Raw genomic sequence first — 14,094 nt, forward strand, 5'->3', positions numbered from 1 at the left:
ACGATCGCTCAGCGATCGTCTTCGTGAATCGACGACGGGTGGCGGCAGAGACCGTCCACCTCGATTTCCATGTAGGGGAACAGCGGCAGCTGCATCAGGGTGTCATGCAGCTCCTCGACGCTGGCCAGGTCGAAGATGCTGTAGTTGGCGTAATGCCCGGCGATGCGCCACAGGTGGCGCCATTTGCCCTCGCGCTGCAGGCGCTGCGCCAGTTCCTTCTCGTCGGCCTTGAGCTTGGCCGCCTTGGCGGGGTCCATGTCGACCGGCAACTTCACGGTCATCTTCACGTGGAACAGCATAGGCTTGCTCTCCTCCTTCAGGCAGGTGTCAGGGGCGACGGAAGCGCGCCAGGCGCTCTTCGTCCAGGGTCAGGCCGATACCGGGCAGGCGCGGCACGTGGAGCTGGAAGTCGCGGTAGACCGGCGGCTCGGTGACGATGTCCTCGGTCAGCAGCAGCGGGCCGAAGAGTTCGGTGTCCCACGCCAGCTTGTTCAGGGTGATGAAGGCATGGGCGGAGGCCAGGGTGCCGACGCTGCCTTCCAGCATGGTGCCGCCGTAGAGGCCGATGCCGGCCGCCTCGGCGATGCTGGCGGTACGCAGCACGGCACGCGGGCCGCCGTTCTTGGCGATCTTCAGGGCGAACACCGGGGCCGCGCCGTCGCGGGCCAGGTTGAAGGCGTCTTCCACGCACTCGATGGATTCGTCGGCCATGATCGGCGCCGGGCTGGACAGGTTCAGGCGCACCTGGCCGCTGCGGTTGTTGCGGGAAATGGGCTGTTCGATGAGGTCGATGCCGTTGTCGCCGAGGACACGGCAGGCGCGCAGGGCAACGCCTTCGTCCCAGGCCTGGTTGACGTCGACGCGCACGCTGGCGCGGTCGCCCAGGGCCTTCTTGATGGCGATGACGTGGGCCAGGTCCCTGTTCACCTCGCCGGCGCCGATCTTCAGCTTGAAGATGCGGTGGCGGCGAACCTCCAGCATGTGCTCGGCTTCGGCGATGTCCTTGCTGGTGTCGCCGCTGGCCAGGGTCCAGGCCACTTCCAGGCTGTCGCGGACGCGGCCGCCGAGGATCTCGCTGACCGGCAGGCCGAGGCGCTTGCCCTGGGCGTCCAGCAGCGCGGTTTCCACGGCGGAACGGGCGAAGGTGTTGCCTTTCACCACGCGGTCGATGCGCTGCATGCAGGCATTGAGGTTGCTGGCGTCCTGGCCGACCAGCAGCGGGGCGAAGTGCCGGTCCAGGTTGACCTTGATGCTGTCCGGGCTTTCGTTGCCGTAGGACAGGCCGCCGATGGTGGTGGCCTCACCGATGCCCTCGATACCGTCGGCGCAGCGGATGCGCAGGATCACCAGGGTCTGGTTCTGCATGGTGTGCATCGCCAGCTTGTGGGGGCGGATGGTCGGCAGGTCGACGATGATCGCTTCGAGCGACTCGATCGCGGTGTGGCTCATTTCAATACCCATCTGGTTGTTCTTCTCTGTGACGGGATAGTGATACCGCCGCGATCCAGGTTCCAATATTGATTTTGTCTGCAACAATACCCTCCAGGTATCGCCACCTTCGAAGGACCGGCCCCATGGAACTCCGTCACCTGCGCTACTTCCAGGCGCTCGCCGAAACCCTCAACTTCACCCGCGCCGCCGAGCGCCTGCACATCGCCCAACCGCCCCTCAGCCGCCAGATCCAGCAGCTGGAGGAGGAGCTCGGGGTGGCCCTGCTGGAACGTGGCCGGCCCCTGCGCCTGACCGAGGCGGGGCGCTTCTTCCACGAGCATTCCCGCACCCTGCTCGAGCAGTTGGCGAAGGTCTGTGACAATACCCGGCGTATTGGTTCGGGAGAAAAGGCCTGGCTCGGCATCGGCTTCGCCCCCTCGACGCTCTACGGTGTGCTGCCCGACCTGATCCGCCGCCTGCGCAGCGACGCCGGGTTGGAACTCGGCCTGTCGGAGATGACCACCCTGCAGCAGGTGGAGTCGCTCAAGGCGGGGCGGATCGACGTCGGTTTCGGCCGCATCCACATCAACGACCCGGCGATCCAGCAGCAGGTGCTGACCCTGGACCCGCTGGTGGCCGCCCTGCCCGCCGGGCATCCCTTGCTGCCGGGCCCGGTGAGCCTGACCGACCTGGCCCAGGAGCCCTTCGTGCTCTACCCGGGCAACCCGCGGCCCAGCTACGCCGACCATGTCCTCGCCCTGTTCGCCGCCTACGGGCTGCAGATCGAGGTGGCGCAATGGACCAACGAACTGCAGACCGCCATCGGCCTGGTGGCGGCCGGCATCGGCATCACCCTGGTGCCGGCATCGGTACAGGTGCTGCACCGGGTCGACATCGGCTACGCCAGCCTGCAGGAAGCCCAGGCCACCTCCCCCATCATCATCAGCCGCCGCGTCGGCGACGCGTCGCCCGCGCTGACCCATTGCCTGGCGCTGATCGAGGAGCTGTCGCGGGGGCAGCTGTAGGAACACGCTCTTGCAGGACGGGGCGGGCGGCGTTCCGTTGAGCGTGCGATACCCATCAACCGTGGTCCGCATGGGTTTCGTACCTCAACCCATCCTATGTATGGACTCGCCTTTTACTGTCAACCCGCTTTGAACAGAGAAACCCGGTTGCATCTATGTATCAGGCCTCAGCAAGGGAGCCGCAAAGGGGCTCCGGGCCAACATTGTCTGAGCTCGCGCCGTGCCAATTACGAAGAGGCTTAGGGGCCAGTAGGATGGCAGGCATCATCGCGCGGCGGTCTGACCTGGGGTCAATGTTCTCAGCAGCGGTTGAGGCGCTCAGCGCCTCGGTGGCGGGATCTCGTGGGATCTATTCGGCTATCGTTGCTCCCGGTTGGACAGAGGGATTACGGCAGTAGCGGGCGTCCGACTGCAGCAGCACCCAGACGATACGCAAGTTGCGGTTGGCCAGACGTATGGCCGCCCCCTTGCGTCCGTGCCGCTGCATCCAGCGGTTCAGCCGACGGTCGTCCACTTCCTCGGAGTCAGCCTTGAGCGTGCGGAGCACCGCATGGGCGCCCTCGACCATCAGGCTGCGCAGATAACCATCACCGCGTTTGCTCATCTTGCCGAGCCGAACCTTCTGGCCGCTGCTGTGCTGATCGGGTACCAGGCCAAAGTAGGCCGCGAACTGGCGTGCATTCGGGAAGCGCGCGGGCTCGACCTGCTTGGCGACCAGGGCAGTGGCGATGATCGGCCCAACCCCGCGCACGCTCATCAGTCGCGAGGCGGTCTTGTCCGCGTGCGCACATTGTTCCAGCCGTTTGGTCAGCAGCAGGAGACGGCCTTCCAGAGCCTGCCATTCCGCCTGCATATCGGCGATCAGCTCACGCAGCAGGTCTGGCAGCGGCAACGTGGCATCCTCCAGAATCCGGCTCACGCGGTCGCTGAGCGCTGCAGCGCCTTGCGGGATCGCCAGGCCATGCTCGAGCAGCAGCCCCCGGATTTGATTACCCAGCGTCGTCCGGCGCCGTATGTAGCCCTGTCTGACCCGATGCGCCGCCTGCATGGCCAGGGCCTCCACGGTTTTCACCGGTACGGCATGGATGGTGGTATCGCGTCCGGCGCGCAAGATCGCCTGCGCATCGTTGCGATCGTTCTTGGCACCACTGCGGTGCTCGGCGACTCGCTGTGCGGGTAACAAGCGCACCTGACAACCCAGGGCCTGCACCTGTCTTGCCCAGGCTTGTGCGCCCGGCCCGGTCTCCAGCAAGACCGTCGCGCCCTTGGCGATCTGGTACAAAAACCTCGAGAACGCCTCGCGCGACTGGAGACGCTTTTCGTACACCAGCTCTCCGTGCGCCTCTTCGCCGGCGATTTGGAACACCTGCTTGGCCAGATCAACAGCGACTGTCGTGCACAGAGAGAGCGTTTCCGGGTGTGCAGCTTGCGGTTTCGTCGTACGCTTTTGCATGGCCTTGCCCTCGCTGTCGGTGGTTATCGTAGGGTGCCACCGTGGCGCGCTCGACGCCTCGGCGAGGGCGAGTCCATCCAATTACGGGCTGCAGTCCTGCTACCACTCCACCAGAACGGGAATCAGCAGCGTGCTGGACGCGCTGCTCAGTACCCAGGAACGGCTGGTGGAAGACGCCGACCAGGTCTGGCAAGCCCTGCGACGCTACTCGGAAACCAACGCTGACTTCGCCGACTGTCTCATCGAACGTAACGCCAAGGCAGCAGGCTGCAAGGACCTCGTGACCTTCGACAGCAAAGCCGCGCGCAGCCTGGGTATGCGCAACCTCGACAGTTGAGCGTCCCTCTCCCCCGTCCTCCGCGCTCGCTCCGCAGGGTGCGCCGCGCGCACCGCCCGCTCCCGAGCGAAGGGGGGCCGGCCGCGAGGCCGGCCCCGCCTGGCTCAGAACTTGAAGGTGTAGCTGGTGATGAGGCGGTTCTCCTGGTAGTCCGCACCGGAGGCCGCGCCGTTGCCGTAGCGCGTCTTGACGTCGATGTTGCGCCACTCGAAGCCCACGCCCTTGAGGGGGCCGCTCTGCACCACGTAGCTGAGGAAGAGGTTGCGCTCGCTCTCCACGTTCTGGTCCAGGGCGTTGTTGCCACGGTCGATGCCGGTGCCGCGCAGGTAGCGGGTCATCAGCTTGAGGCCGGGCACGCCGTAGGCGGCGAAGTCGAGGTCGTAGCGCAGCTGCCAGGAGCTCTCGTTGGGCTTGACGAAGGCGACGGTGGACCAGTTCACCAGGTAGGGCTGGGGCGCGTAGCCGTTGAGGGTGGGGAAGGTGCTCTCGCCCAGCATGCGCTGGTAGCCGACGCCGATGGCGTGGGGGCCCTTGCGCAGGGTGGTCATGGCGCCGTAGGAGCGGTTGTCGATATCGCCGTAGAGCGCCTTGCCGTCCTCGCTGTTGTCGAAGTAGCGCAGGTCGGTCTTGAGCCCGTAGCCATTGCCCAGGTCGGCGTTGTAGGTGCCGCCCAGATAGTGCTGCTGGTAGATGTCCTCCAGCTGGCCGTAGAAGTAGGTGGCCGAGAGCGCGGGGCTGAAGGCGTAGGTGGCGCCCCCGAAGTTCAGGCCGTCGCTGCGGCGCTGGATGTCCGGCCCGTTGAACAGGTACATCTTCTCGCGGTTGGAGGATTCGCGGCTGCTGATCTCGGTGAAGCGGCCGGCGGTGAGGGTCAGGTTCTCCACCTCGCGGGATTCCAGCAGGAAGCCGTGGTAGGTGGTGATGAGCTGGCGGGAGTCGTCGTAGAAGGCCACCGGCAGCATCGGGCGATGCTCGCCCACCTTCAGCTCGGTCCTGGAATAACGCATCTTGCCGGTCAGCGCCGCGCGGCCGTAGTCGCGCACCTGCTCGCCCTTGCTGTCGTCGTAGGGAATGATGGTATCCGGGCCTCGGCCACCGCCACCGTCCAGTCGGTAGGCATATTGCCCGGAAACATCCAGGCCGAACTGCAGAGTCCCTTCCGTATAACCGGAGATGGCGCGAAAGTCGAAACCCTGGGTCCAGCTTCCGATACGGGACTTCGGCGCGTCATCCTGTTTGAAGTCACGGTCGATATAGAAGTTGCGCAAGCCCAGGCTTATTTGCCGATCCTTCACGAAGTCCGCCTGTGCGGACATCGGCATGAACATCCCCATCAGGCTCGCGGCGGCTACGCCGCTGGCCAGCCAGCTCTTATGAAACATGGACGTGATCCTTTCTTACATGTGCACGCATGGCACATTGAGTGGGAGCAGATTAATTGTTGGAAGAGCAACTTCGGCAGTTAATCCGCAGTGTTGTTTTTATAACCACTTACTGCAAAAAGGTCGTAGCAAGGCCCGCCACCCGAAAGTAACGGGCGCCCTCGATTTCTAGTTATGGGTACAACTTTCAAACCGGACGAAAGACCACTTCATCCACTATTCCGGATCGGCTCCGGAGTTCTTTTCGGCACTGCCCGTTGGGCTTCGCGTCGCTCAGCCTCAACCTAGGGGTCAGCCTTGGCAGGTTGCGCAGCGAAACCCGACAAGCCCGCCGTCAGCAGGCCGAGCGCGAAGCGTCGCCCAGGCGGTGGTAGGCGCGGTTGAAATACACCAGCCCTTCCTGGCTCTTGCCGTGGCGGATGCCCAGCACCTCGCAGTAGAAGATGGTGTGGGACCCCACCTCATGGGCCTGGGCGATGCGGCAGTCGAAGCTGACCAGGGCGTCGTCCAGCAGCGGCGAGCCGCTTTCCAGGGTGCTCCAGCTGGCCTGGGCGAAGCGCTGGTCGGAGTCCAGCTCGCGGTTGGCGAAGACGCCGGAAATGGCCTTCAGCTCGGCGGTCAGCACGTTCACGCTGAGCACACCGTTCTGCTTGAAGTGGCCATTGGCGAACGAAGCACGGTTCATGCACACCAGCAGCGTCGGCGGTTGGTCGGTGACGCTGCACACGGCCGAGGCGGTGAAGCCCCAGCGGCCGGCGGCGCCATCGGTGGTGATGACGGAAACGGCGCCGCCCAGCAGCGCCATGGCATTACGGAATCCTGTGGTATCGACCATGGTCTTGCCCTCGCCTCTCAGATATCCAGTACCAGTTTCTTCGTCCTGGCCCGCGAACAGCAGACCAGGATCTGGTCGTTGGCGGCCTTCTCTTCATCGGTCAGGTAGACGTCGCGGTGGTCCGGCTCGCCTTCCAGCACGTCGCACAGGCAGGTGCCGCAGACGCCCTGCTCGCAGGAGATCTCCACCTTGATGCCGACGGTCGCCAGGGCGTCGAGGATGCTCTGGCCCTCCGCCACCTGGACGGTCTTGCCGCTGCGCCGGGCCTCCACTTCGAAGCCCTCGCCGCTGGCGTCCACCTCCACCTGGAAGTACTCGCGGTGGATCTGGTCCTCGGCATAGCCGGCCCTGCGCGCGCCCTCGATGACCCAATCCATGAAGCCGGCCGGGCCGCAGACATAGAGGTGGACGCCCTCGGCCGGCTGGCCGAGCACGGCGGGCAGGTCGAGCTTCTGGGCCTCGCCCTCGTCGTCGAAGTGGGTGCGCACGCAGGCCGCGAAGTCGGCGTCGGCCAGTTCGTCGAGGAAGGCGGTACGGCTGCGGGAACGGCCGCAATAGTGCAACTCGAAGGGGCTGTCCTGGGCGGTCAGCTGGTGGGCCATGGCGATCATCGGGGTGATGCCGATGCCGCCGCCGATGAGGATCGAGCGGCTGGCGTCGGCCGCCAGGGGGAAGAGGTTGCGCGGGGCGCCGACGCTGACGCTGGCGCCCTCGGTCAGCAGTTCGTGAACGGCCAGGGAACCGCCCCGGGAGGCCGGGTCCTTGAGCACGCCGAGGCGGTAGACGGCGGCGTTGGCCGGATCACCGCAGAGGGAGTACTGGCGCACCAGGCCGGTCTTCAGGTGGATATCCACATGGGCGCCCGCCTCGAAGGCCGGCAGGGACTTGCCCGACGGATCGGCGAGTTCGAGAACGACGACGCCCTCGCCCTGCTCCTGCCGCTTGCGGACCACCAGGTTCAACACTTGCTCACTCATACCGGCCTTCCCGCACCCTTCGGGGTGCTTGTTCTATCGATCGTTACGGTCCGCTGCTTGCACGCGCGGCATTCTTTCGGGTGCCCCGGGCGACCGCCGGGGCGGGTGTTCAACGCATGAAGAGCCCGCCATTCACATCCCAGGTCGCCCCGGTGGTGAAGTAGGCTTCCGGGCGCGCCAGCTGCACGACGAGGTCGCCGAGGAAGTCGGCATCGCCCAGGCGCCTGACCGGGATGTTGGCCAGCAGCCCGTCCATGCGCTCGGCCGGCACCGCCGCCCGCACCGCCGGGGACTCGATGGGCCCCGGGGCGATGGCGTTGACGGTGACGCCGCTGGCGGCCAGTTCCTTGGCGAAGATCTTGGTCAGGGTGACGATGGCCCCCTTCGACGCGGCGTAGTGCGCGCCGGTGGCGGTGCCGCCGTTCTGCCCGGCCAGGGAGGCCATGTTGATGATCCGCCCGTAGCCCGCCGCCGCCATGTGGGCGCCGAACACCTGGCAGCCGATGAAGATGCTGCGGGTGTTGAGGCTCATGACCTGGTCGAATTCCTCGGGGCTGATCTGCATCACCGGGGTGGTGCGGGTCATGGCTGCGCTGTTGACCACCGCGTGCAGGGCGCCGAAGCGATCCAGCACGGCGGCCAGCGCCGCTTCGAAGTCGGGCTTGCTGCCCACGTCGAGTCGCAGCGCCAGGCTGCGCTCGCCGCTGGGGTCGAGCCGGTCGGCCGCGGCCTGGGCACGCTCCAGCGACAGGTCGGTGATCACCACCGAATGGCCGGCGGCGAACAGGCGGCTGGCGATGGCGAGGCCGAGGCCCTGGGCCGCGCCGGTGACCAGTGCGATCTGGCTCATTACCGGCTCCTTACAAGATGTAGCCGATACCCGTCAGGGTCTCGGTCGAGTTGATCAGCTGGATCAGCTTGCGCTGGATCTTGAAGCCATTGCCGTCGCGCTTGAGCTGGAAGGTGATGTCGGCGGTGTAGTGCTTCAGGGTTTCCTTGCGGAACTCCCGCAGGTTCTGCGCGCAGCGCACGGTCACCACGCCGTCCTCCTCGCCCAGCACCCGGAAGCGCGACAGGGCGCGCACGGTGCGGGCACGGGGGCTGGTGGAGATGGACTCGCCGCCGATCAGGCGCTGCACCCGCAGCTGGCGCATGTGATGGTCGTCGTAGGCGTAGTTCAGGGTGTTCTCGAAATCGGTCTCGTTGGGGTCGATGGGGATGATGTAGGTCCCCTTGTCGGTCCAGAGGTCCAGCCAGGCGTCGAACTCGCCGTGGTCGAGCATGTCCGCTTCCTGCCAGATGAAGGCGCTGACGTGGTTGAGCAATTCAAGGTTCATCGTGCTTCTCTCAGAAAGTGCGCTTCCGTAGGAGCGAGCTTGCTCGCGAAAGGGCGGCGAGCAGGGTTCGCGAGCTCGCTCCTACAGGCATGTGCCATCGGGTTTCGGGCTGAATGTCGATCCGCTCTAGGCCGACATCATCTTTTTCCACTGCTGGTAGGCCGCGCGCATGCCGGTCTCGGCGCTCACGTCGCTGACCCGCCCGTCCTCGCTGGGCGTCTCGCCCGGCAGGCCGCGGTTGAGCATGATCCAGAGGTCGGTGCCCGCCTGGGCGCCCTTCTGCACCCGCTCCCAGGCCTCGGAATCGTCCGGGGTGCCGAAGCCCATGGGGCCCTGGAAGTGCTCGTGCAGGCGCAGGCGGTAGCGGTTGGCCACGGCCGGGCCGCCGTCCATGGTGATCACCGCGTGGTGGATCTCGGTCTCGTTCACCGAGATCGGTTGCAGCACCCGGAAGAAGGCCATGGAGCAGGCCACGTTGGGGAACAGGTTGAGGTTGAAACCCGAGCCGCCGACGGCACGGACGATGCGGCGCACCTGCTGCTCCTCGATGCCCTCGGCGCGCAGCTCCTCGGCCAGCGCCTCGAAACGCTCGGGGATCGGCTTGTCGAGGTCGGCCTCGAGGTCGATCAGCTCGGGAATCATCACCATCACGCTGTGGCCGTTGCCCAGGTCCTCTACATAGCCCGGGCCCTTGACGAAGTCGAAGAGCTCAAGGGTCTGCTCGTCCACCGAGGACAGGAAGGACTTGTGCACCAGCGGGAAGTGGTAGGCGTCGGTGGTGTTTTCCAGCTGGATCTTCCAGTTGCCGGGGAAGCGGAAGCGGTGCTCGCCGGAAACCTTCACGCCGTAGCCGGCGCCCTGCTTCATGAACAGGTCGATCCACTTCTTCGCCGGGCCGAGGAAGTCGGCGAGCGGCTCGATGTCGTCCTTGAAGGTGGCGAAGATCATGCCGTTGTACTGCTCCACCCGCAGGCTCACCAGCGGCAGCTCGCCCTTGTCCAGGCAGTCGGCGTAGCTCTCCGGGTGCGGCACGCCGCGCAGGCTGCCGTCCAGGCCATAGCTCCAGCCGTGGTAGGGGCAGACGAAGCTGTTGGCCTTGCCCTTCTTGTGCTCGCAGACGGTGGCGCCCCGGTGGCGGCAACGGTTGAGCAGCACGTGCACGTCCTTCTTGCGGTCACGCACCACGATCACCGGCTGCTTGCCGATGTAGGTGCTCTTGTAGCTGCCGGCCTCGGGAATCTCGCTGGCGTGGGCCACCCAGATCCAGGTGCTGTAGAAGACCTTCTCCAGCTCCGCGTCGAAGAGACGGGCGTCGGTGTAGAGGGAGGTGTGCACGCGGTCGTGCTGCACCAGGTCGGCCGGCGAGCTGGCCAGGTTCAGGGTTTCGATCAGGTTGGTCACGGTCACTCCTCGTCAGCGCTGGGCGCTGACTCACAGAAATGGGTTGTTGGCGGCTTCGTAGCGAGCTTGCTCGCGAATGGATCTTCGCCACGGCTTCGCGAGCAAGCTCGCTCCTACGCAAGTGGTGCCAGTCGGCTGGTTCATCGTCATTTCCCCGGCACGGGCAGGTGCGCGTCGCTGTTCCACGCGTCCACCGGGCGGCTGAAGAGGTTCTCGGTCTGGAAATGGGCCATGCGCCAGGCGCCCTCTTCCTCGCGGAACTTCACCGTGAGGCGCGCGGCGTTGAGGTGCGACGCGCCACCGGCGAAGGTGGAGGTCTGCAACATCACCCAGCTGCCGGTGGCCTCCGCGCCGTCCACCCGGATCAGCTCCGAGCAGAGGAAATGCACGTTCAGGGCGAAGTGCGCCGGCTCGGTCATGTAGGTGGCGAACATGGCGCGGATCGCCTCGCGCCCCCGGTAGCCACCGAAGCTCCTGGCATACTTGGCGCCCTTGCCTTCCCAGACGGCATCAAGGGTGAAGAGCCCGGCCAGCTCATCCAGGGGCGAGCGGGCGTCCAGGGCGTCGCACAATTCCATGTAGCGGTTCATGCAGGCGCGCACGGCCTGTTCGCTTTCCAGCTGGCGCAGGCGCTGTTCGAGGGCTTGGCTCATGGCGGTCACGCGCGCTGGATGATCAATTCGCGGCCGGTGCGGGCCTCGACCTTGCAATAGCGCCACAGCTTGTAGGGGCCGGTGCCCACGGGCGTGGTGCGGAACAGGTTGCAGGCGGCGTGGACGGTCTCGATGTCCGGCACGTCGGCCAGCAGGTAGGTGGTCCAGGGGTAGCCGGTGCTGGGTCCGACCATGCTCTGGTCGTCGTCCATGTTGCCGAAGACCTTCACGCCGGGCAGGTCGTGGATGCCGTTCCACATGGCGCTGAAGGCGGCCCAGACTTCCAGCTGTTCCTCGCGCGGGGCGTCGAAGAAGTTCTGGTTGATTCCCATGCAGAACAGCACGCGCAGGGCTTTTTTCTCGCTCATCACAATCACCGATCAGTCAGTTGGAAGTCACAGGTAGCCGGGCAGCGGCTTGTTGCCGAAGAAGATCGCCCCGGCGTTCTGGTAGGTCATGTCGCCCATGAAGGCGTGCTGGGTGATCACCAGGGTGTCGTTGACGAAGCGCGACAGCGGGCTCTCGCGGTACACGCCGGTCATGCCGGACAGCATCTGCGCGGTGCGCGCCACCTCGGCCGACACGCGGGTGGCATGGGTGGAGGACAGGCGCAGGAGGTTGGTCTGCTCCACGCTCGCCGGGTCGCCCGCGACCACGCTGGCCCAGGCGCTTTCCATGGCTTCGTAGAACCAGGCGCGGGCGGCACGCAGCTCGGCCTCGGCCTTGGCCATCTGCATCTGCGCCAGCGGGCGGTCGGCCAGGGCCGGGGCACCGGTGACGGAAAAGCGGCCGCTGGCCAGGCCCGACAGGTAGTCCAGTGCGGCGCGGGCGACGCCCAGGCCGACCACCGAGAGCACCTGGGTGGCGAAGGACAGCGAGGGGTAGCGGAACATCGGCTCGTCCAGGTTGGCCGGGCCGCCACGGACGAAGGTCCAGTCCTCGGGCACCACCACGCCGTCGATCACCACGTCGTGGCTGCCGGTGCCGATCAGGCCCACCACGTCCCAGGTCTCCTCGATCCGCACCTTCTCCCGGGGCATCACCGCCAGGCGCGGCAGGCCGACGGTCTCGCCGTTCTTCGGGCTGATGCCGACGCCGATCAGGCTGGCGCCCATGCAGCCGCTGGAAAACTTCCAGCGGCCGGTGACCTTGAGGCCACCCTCGACGAACTCCGCCGGCTGCGGCGGGAAGATACCGCCGGCGAAAACCACGTCCGGGCCATCGGCGTAGACCTGCTTCAGGGTCTCCAGGGGCAGCGCCGCCAGGTACACCGGGTTCATGCCGAAGCTGGCCACCCAGCCGGCGGAGCCGTCGGCGGCGGAGATGTCCTCCACCATCTGGCAGAACTCCATGGGGGTGCGCTGGTCGCCGCCGAAGCGGGTGGGCACCAGGGCGCGATAGACACCGAGCGCCTTGAAGCGCTCGATCACGTCCTGGGAGATGAACTTCTGCCGGTCGAATTCTTCTTGCCGGGCACGCTCGCGGATATCGGCGAGCAGCGCCTGGAATCCTTCGTTCGCGGTGATCGGGGCGGGGCGCTGGTAATCCAGCTCACTGAGCGAAGACATGGGGTTCTCCAGGTGGGCAACAGGGTTAGTGTTCGAGGCGCCGGACCAGCTCGCGGGCGACGGCCAGCAGCCGTTCATCCGCGCCCTTGGCGGCGACGAGTTGCAGCCCCACCGGAAGCTTCGAGGCCCCTTCCAGGGGGATGCTCAGTGCCGGGTGGCCGGTCAGGTTGAAGGGCCGCACGAAGGCGGTCATGCCGATGGCCGCGCGGGTATCAGAGGCGTCCGCCACCCGCGCCGGGTAGTCCGGCATGGTGGGCAGGGCGAGGATCGGGCAGCGGTCGAGCGCGGCGTCCACCTCGGCGGTGAAGGCGCGGCGCACGGCTTCGGCGTCCGCCAGGGCCTGGTCGCTGGTGAGGCTCGCCGCTTGCAGTCGGGCCGCGACATCCGCGCCCACCAGGCCGGTCTCCAGCAGGTGGCCGCAGGCGTTCCAGGTTTCCCGGTTGATGATGGCCAGGCCCGCGTCATAGGCGGCCTGCATGCCGGGCAGCGGCATCCTGTCCAGGGGGAAATCGATCGCCTTCAACGCCGTCTCTATCGCCGCCAGGACTTCCGGGTGGGCGCTCACCGGCACCACGCCGATACGCACGCCCTCCACAGGGGGCAGTGCCTTGAAGCCGGGGTCCATGGCGGCCATGGCCTCGATCAGCAGGTCGATGCGGGCGGCGAAGGGGCCGACGCAATCCAGGCTGCTCTCGGCGGGCATCACCCCGACGCGACTGATGCGGCCGAAGGTTGGCTTGAGGCCGAAGACACCGCAGCAGGCGGCGGGAATCCGCACCGAGCCGCCGGTGTCGGTGCCCAGGGAAAAGTCGCAGAGGCCGGCGGCCACGGCGGCGGCCGACCCGCTGGAGGAGCCACCGGGAATGCGGCCGGGGTAGCGCGGGTTCTCGGCGGTGCCGGTCCAGGCGTTCAGCCCGGTGGTGCCGAAGGCCAGCTCGTGCAGGCTGGTCTTGCCGGTGATGCGGCAGCCGGCGTCCAGCAGGGCCTGGACCACCTCGGCATGGCGCGGGGCGTCCGGCGCCTCGTCCAGTGCGCGACTGGAAGCGCGGGTGGGGTGGCCGGCGACGTCGATGGTGTCCTTCACCATCACGGTACGTCCTTGCCCACCCAGTTCCAGTTTCTCGACCACTGTCGTCATCGGCATCACCCACTGGCGTTCTTGTTCGGGGGCCGCGTCCCGGTCGTGGGCAGCGGCTTGCGTAAATCCAGAATCGGAAGAATTACGTGAAATGTCAATTGAATTATCACTGGAAAACGACTGTGTAGATTCGGTGCATTTTCCACCTCGTCAGCACCAAATGCGTGCAGTTTGGTAACAGCCAGAAAAGTCGCCAGAAAGCCGATCCTTAAAAATAAATCCATTAAAAACAGTCAATTACACACGAAATGAGAATTCATCCCATCGCACACTGCAAAAACGAGTGAAATTAACGACCCGAGAAGACGTCCGATAATCGAACAGAAAATCTCCAGCCAGAACAGAAAAACAGCCCCATAAAACATGGATTTTTTATTCAAAAAACTCGCTTAATCGCACCCAGAAAAAGAGCCGGATTCGTTCAATGAATTCACCGCGAGCCCCAGTGCCACAGGGCATGGCGAGCCTGCCAGGCGATGGCGGACCGGGCTACCGAACGGGCGTCGAGCTGGCGTCGAGCGGGTGCCGGGCACGGCCATGACGACGACTTCGGCGGG

At 66.0% G+C, this 14,094-nt stretch carries 15 protein-coding genes; 2 read left to right on the forward strand and 13 right to left on the reverse strand.

The window, feature by feature from the left end; genetic code table 11:
- Positions 1 to 8 precede the first annotated feature (8 nt).
- Entirely contained in the window at positions 9 to 299 is a 291-nt protein-coding gene (catC, locus tag KF707C_RS20870; RefSeq protein ID WP_003449325.1) for a muconolactone Delta-isomerase, read from the reverse strand.
- Positions 300 to 327: 28 nt separating this feature from the next.
- Positions 328 to 1,449: a muconate cycloisomerase family protein gene (locus tag KF707C_RS20875; RefSeq protein ID WP_036991683.1), complete on the reverse strand. Its 1,122-nt coding sequence runs from the start codon at positions 1,447 to 1,449 to the stop codon at positions 328 to 330.
- Between the two features lie 125 nt (positions 1,450 to 1,574).
- On the opposite strand from KF707C_RS20875, the gene KF707C_RS20880 reads away from it, so the two are divergent.
- Positions 1,575 to 2,456, forward strand: a complete 882-nt coding sequence (locus KF707C_RS20880; protein WP_003449327.1) for a LysR family transcriptional regulator — start codon at positions 1,575 to 1,577, stop codon at positions 2,454 to 2,456.
- Positions 2,457 to 2,805: 349 nt separating this feature from the next.
- Here the strand turns inward: KF707C_RS20880 and KF707C_RS20885 are convergent, their stop codons facing one another.
- Positions 2,806 to 3,909 (reverse strand): IS110 family RNA-guided transposase, encoded by a 1,104-nt coding sequence (locus KF707C_RS20885; protein WP_036992720.1) that lies wholly within the window; start codon positions 3,907 to 3,909, stop codon positions 2,806 to 2,808.
- Between the two features lie 130 nt (positions 3,910 to 4,039).
- On the opposite strand from KF707C_RS20885, the gene KF707C_RS20890 reads away from it, so the two are divergent.
- The gene (locus KF707C_RS20890) at positions 4,040 to 4,246 is read left to right on the forward strand and encodes a PIN domain-containing protein (protein WP_003450951.1); all 207 of its coding nucleotides are present in this window, start codon (positions 4,040 to 4,042) and stop codon (positions 4,244 to 4,246) included.
- Between the two features lie 104 nt (positions 4,247 to 4,350).
- Here KF707C_RS20890 and KF707C_RS20895 read toward each other — a convergent pair whose 3' ends face one another.
- From KF707C_RS20895 to KF707C_RS20940, 10 genes are all read right to left on the reverse strand, one after another.
- Complete coding sequence (locus KF707C_RS20895) at positions 4,351 to 5,628, reverse strand: OprD family porin (RefSeq protein ID WP_003450949.1); 1,278 nt, start codon at positions 5,626 to 5,628, stop codon at positions 4,351 to 4,353.
- Between the two features lie 334 nt (positions 5,629 to 5,962).
- The gene (locus tag KF707C_RS20900; protein ID WP_036992433.1) at positions 5,963 to 6,463 is read right to left on the reverse strand and encodes a flavin reductase; all 501 of its coding nucleotides are present in this window, start codon (positions 6,461 to 6,463) and stop codon (positions 5,963 to 5,965) included.
- A gap of 17 nt (positions 6,464 to 6,480) precedes the next feature.
- Entirely contained in the window at positions 6,481 to 7,440 is a 960-nt protein-coding gene (locus tag KF707C_RS20905; protein ID WP_003450944.1) for a PDR/VanB family oxidoreductase, read from the reverse strand.
- 109 nt (positions 7,441 to 7,549) lie between these two features.
- Positions 7,550 to 8,290, reverse strand: coding sequence for an SDR family NAD(P)-dependent oxidoreductase (locus KF707C_RS20910; RefSeq protein WP_003450942.1), 741 nt, complete (start codon positions 8,288 to 8,290; stop codon positions 7,550 to 7,552).
- A gap of 10 nt (positions 8,291 to 8,300) precedes the next feature.
- Entirely contained in the window at positions 8,301 to 8,777 is a 477-nt protein-coding gene (locus tag KF707C_RS20915) for an aromatic-ring-hydroxylating dioxygenase subunit beta (protein ID WP_003450939.1), read from the reverse strand.
- Positions 8,778 to 8,903: 126 nt separating this feature from the next.
- A complete protein-coding gene (locus KF707C_RS20920) occupies positions 8,904 to 10,178 on the reverse strand; it encodes an aromatic ring-hydroxylating oxygenase subunit alpha (RefSeq protein ID WP_003450937.1) in 1,275 nt (424 codons plus the stop codon).
- A 146-nt stretch (positions 10,179 to 10,324) separates the two neighbouring features.
- Positions 10,325 to 10,831 (reverse strand): nuclear transport factor 2 family protein, encoded by a 507-nt coding sequence (locus KF707C_RS20925; protein WP_036992446.1) that lies wholly within the window; start codon positions 10,829 to 10,831, stop codon positions 10,325 to 10,327.
- Between the two features lie 5 nt (positions 10,832 to 10,836).
- Positions 10,837 to 11,199 carry an IacB protein gene (locus KF707C_RS20930; protein ID WP_036992432.1) on the reverse strand — a complete coding sequence of 121 codons (363 nt, stop codon included), beginning with the start codon at positions 11,197 to 11,199 and terminating at the stop codon, positions 10,837 to 10,839.
- Between the two features lie 27 nt (positions 11,200 to 11,226).
- Positions 11,227 to 12,399, reverse strand: a complete 1,173-nt coding sequence (locus KF707C_RS20935) for an acyl-CoA dehydrogenase family protein (protein WP_003450930.1) — start codon at positions 12,397 to 12,399, stop codon at positions 11,227 to 11,229.
- 25 nt (positions 12,400 to 12,424) lie between these two features.
- Entirely contained in the window at positions 12,425 to 13,537 is a 1,113-nt protein-coding gene (locus KF707C_RS20940; protein WP_036992443.1) for an amidase, read from the reverse strand.
- Positions 13,538 to 14,094 lie beyond the last annotated feature (557 nt).

Source organism: Pseudomonas furukawaii, assembly GCF_002355475.1.
GTDB lineage: Bacteria > Pseudomonadota > Gammaproteobacteria > Pseudomonadales > Pseudomonadaceae > Metapseudomonas > Metapseudomonas furukawaii.

Coding starts and splice junctions, on each gene's coding strand:
- KF707C_RS20915 (WP_003450939.1), bottom strand. CDS start 8,777: ATGAACCTTGAATTGCTCAACCACGTCAGCGCCTTCATCTGGCAGGAA.
- KF707C_RS20910 (WP_003450942.1), bottom strand. CDS start 8,290: ATGAGCCAGATCGCACTGGTCACCGGCGCGGCCCAGGGCCTCGGCCTC.
- catC (WP_003449325.1), bottom strand. CDS start 299: ATGCTGTTCCACGTGAAGATGACCGTGAAGTTGCCGGTCGACATGGAC.
- KF707C_RS20900 (WP_036992433.1), bottom strand. CDS start 6,463: ATGGTCGATACCACAGGATTCCGTAATGCCATGGCGCTGCTGGGCGGC.
- KF707C_RS20940 (WP_036992443.1), bottom strand. CDS start 13,537: ATGACGACAGTGGTCGAGAAACTGGAACTGGGTGGGCAAGGACGTACC.
- KF707C_RS20885 (WP_036992720.1), bottom strand. CDS start 3,909: ATGCAAAAGCGTACGACGAAACCGCAAGCTGCACACCCGGAAACGCTC.
- KF707C_RS20935 (WP_003450930.1), bottom strand. CDS start 12,399: ATGTCTTCGCTCAGTGAGCTGGATTACCAGCGCCCCGCCCCGATCACC.
- KF707C_RS20880 (WP_003449327.1), top strand. CDS start 1,575: ATGGAACTCCGTCACCTGCGCTACTTCCAGGCGCTCGCCGAAACCCTC.
- KF707C_RS20930 (WP_036992432.1), bottom strand. CDS start 11,199: ATGAGCGAGAAAAAAGCCCTGCGCGTGCTGTTCTGCATGGGAATCAAC.
- KF707C_RS20905 (WP_003450944.1), bottom strand. CDS start 7,440: ATGAGTGAGCAAGTGTTGAACCTGGTGGTCCGCAAGCGGCAGGAGCAG.
- KF707C_RS20925 (WP_036992446.1), bottom strand. CDS start 10,831: ATGAGCCAAGCCCTCGAACAGCGCCTGCGCCAGCTGGAAAGCGAACAG.
- KF707C_RS20895 (WP_003450949.1), bottom strand. CDS start 5,628: ATGTTTCATAAGAGCTGGCTGGCCAGCGGCGTAGCCGCCGCGAGCCTG.
- KF707C_RS20875 (WP_036991683.1), bottom strand. CDS start 1,449: ATGAGCCACACCGCGATCGAGTCGCTCGAAGCGATCATCGTCGACCTG.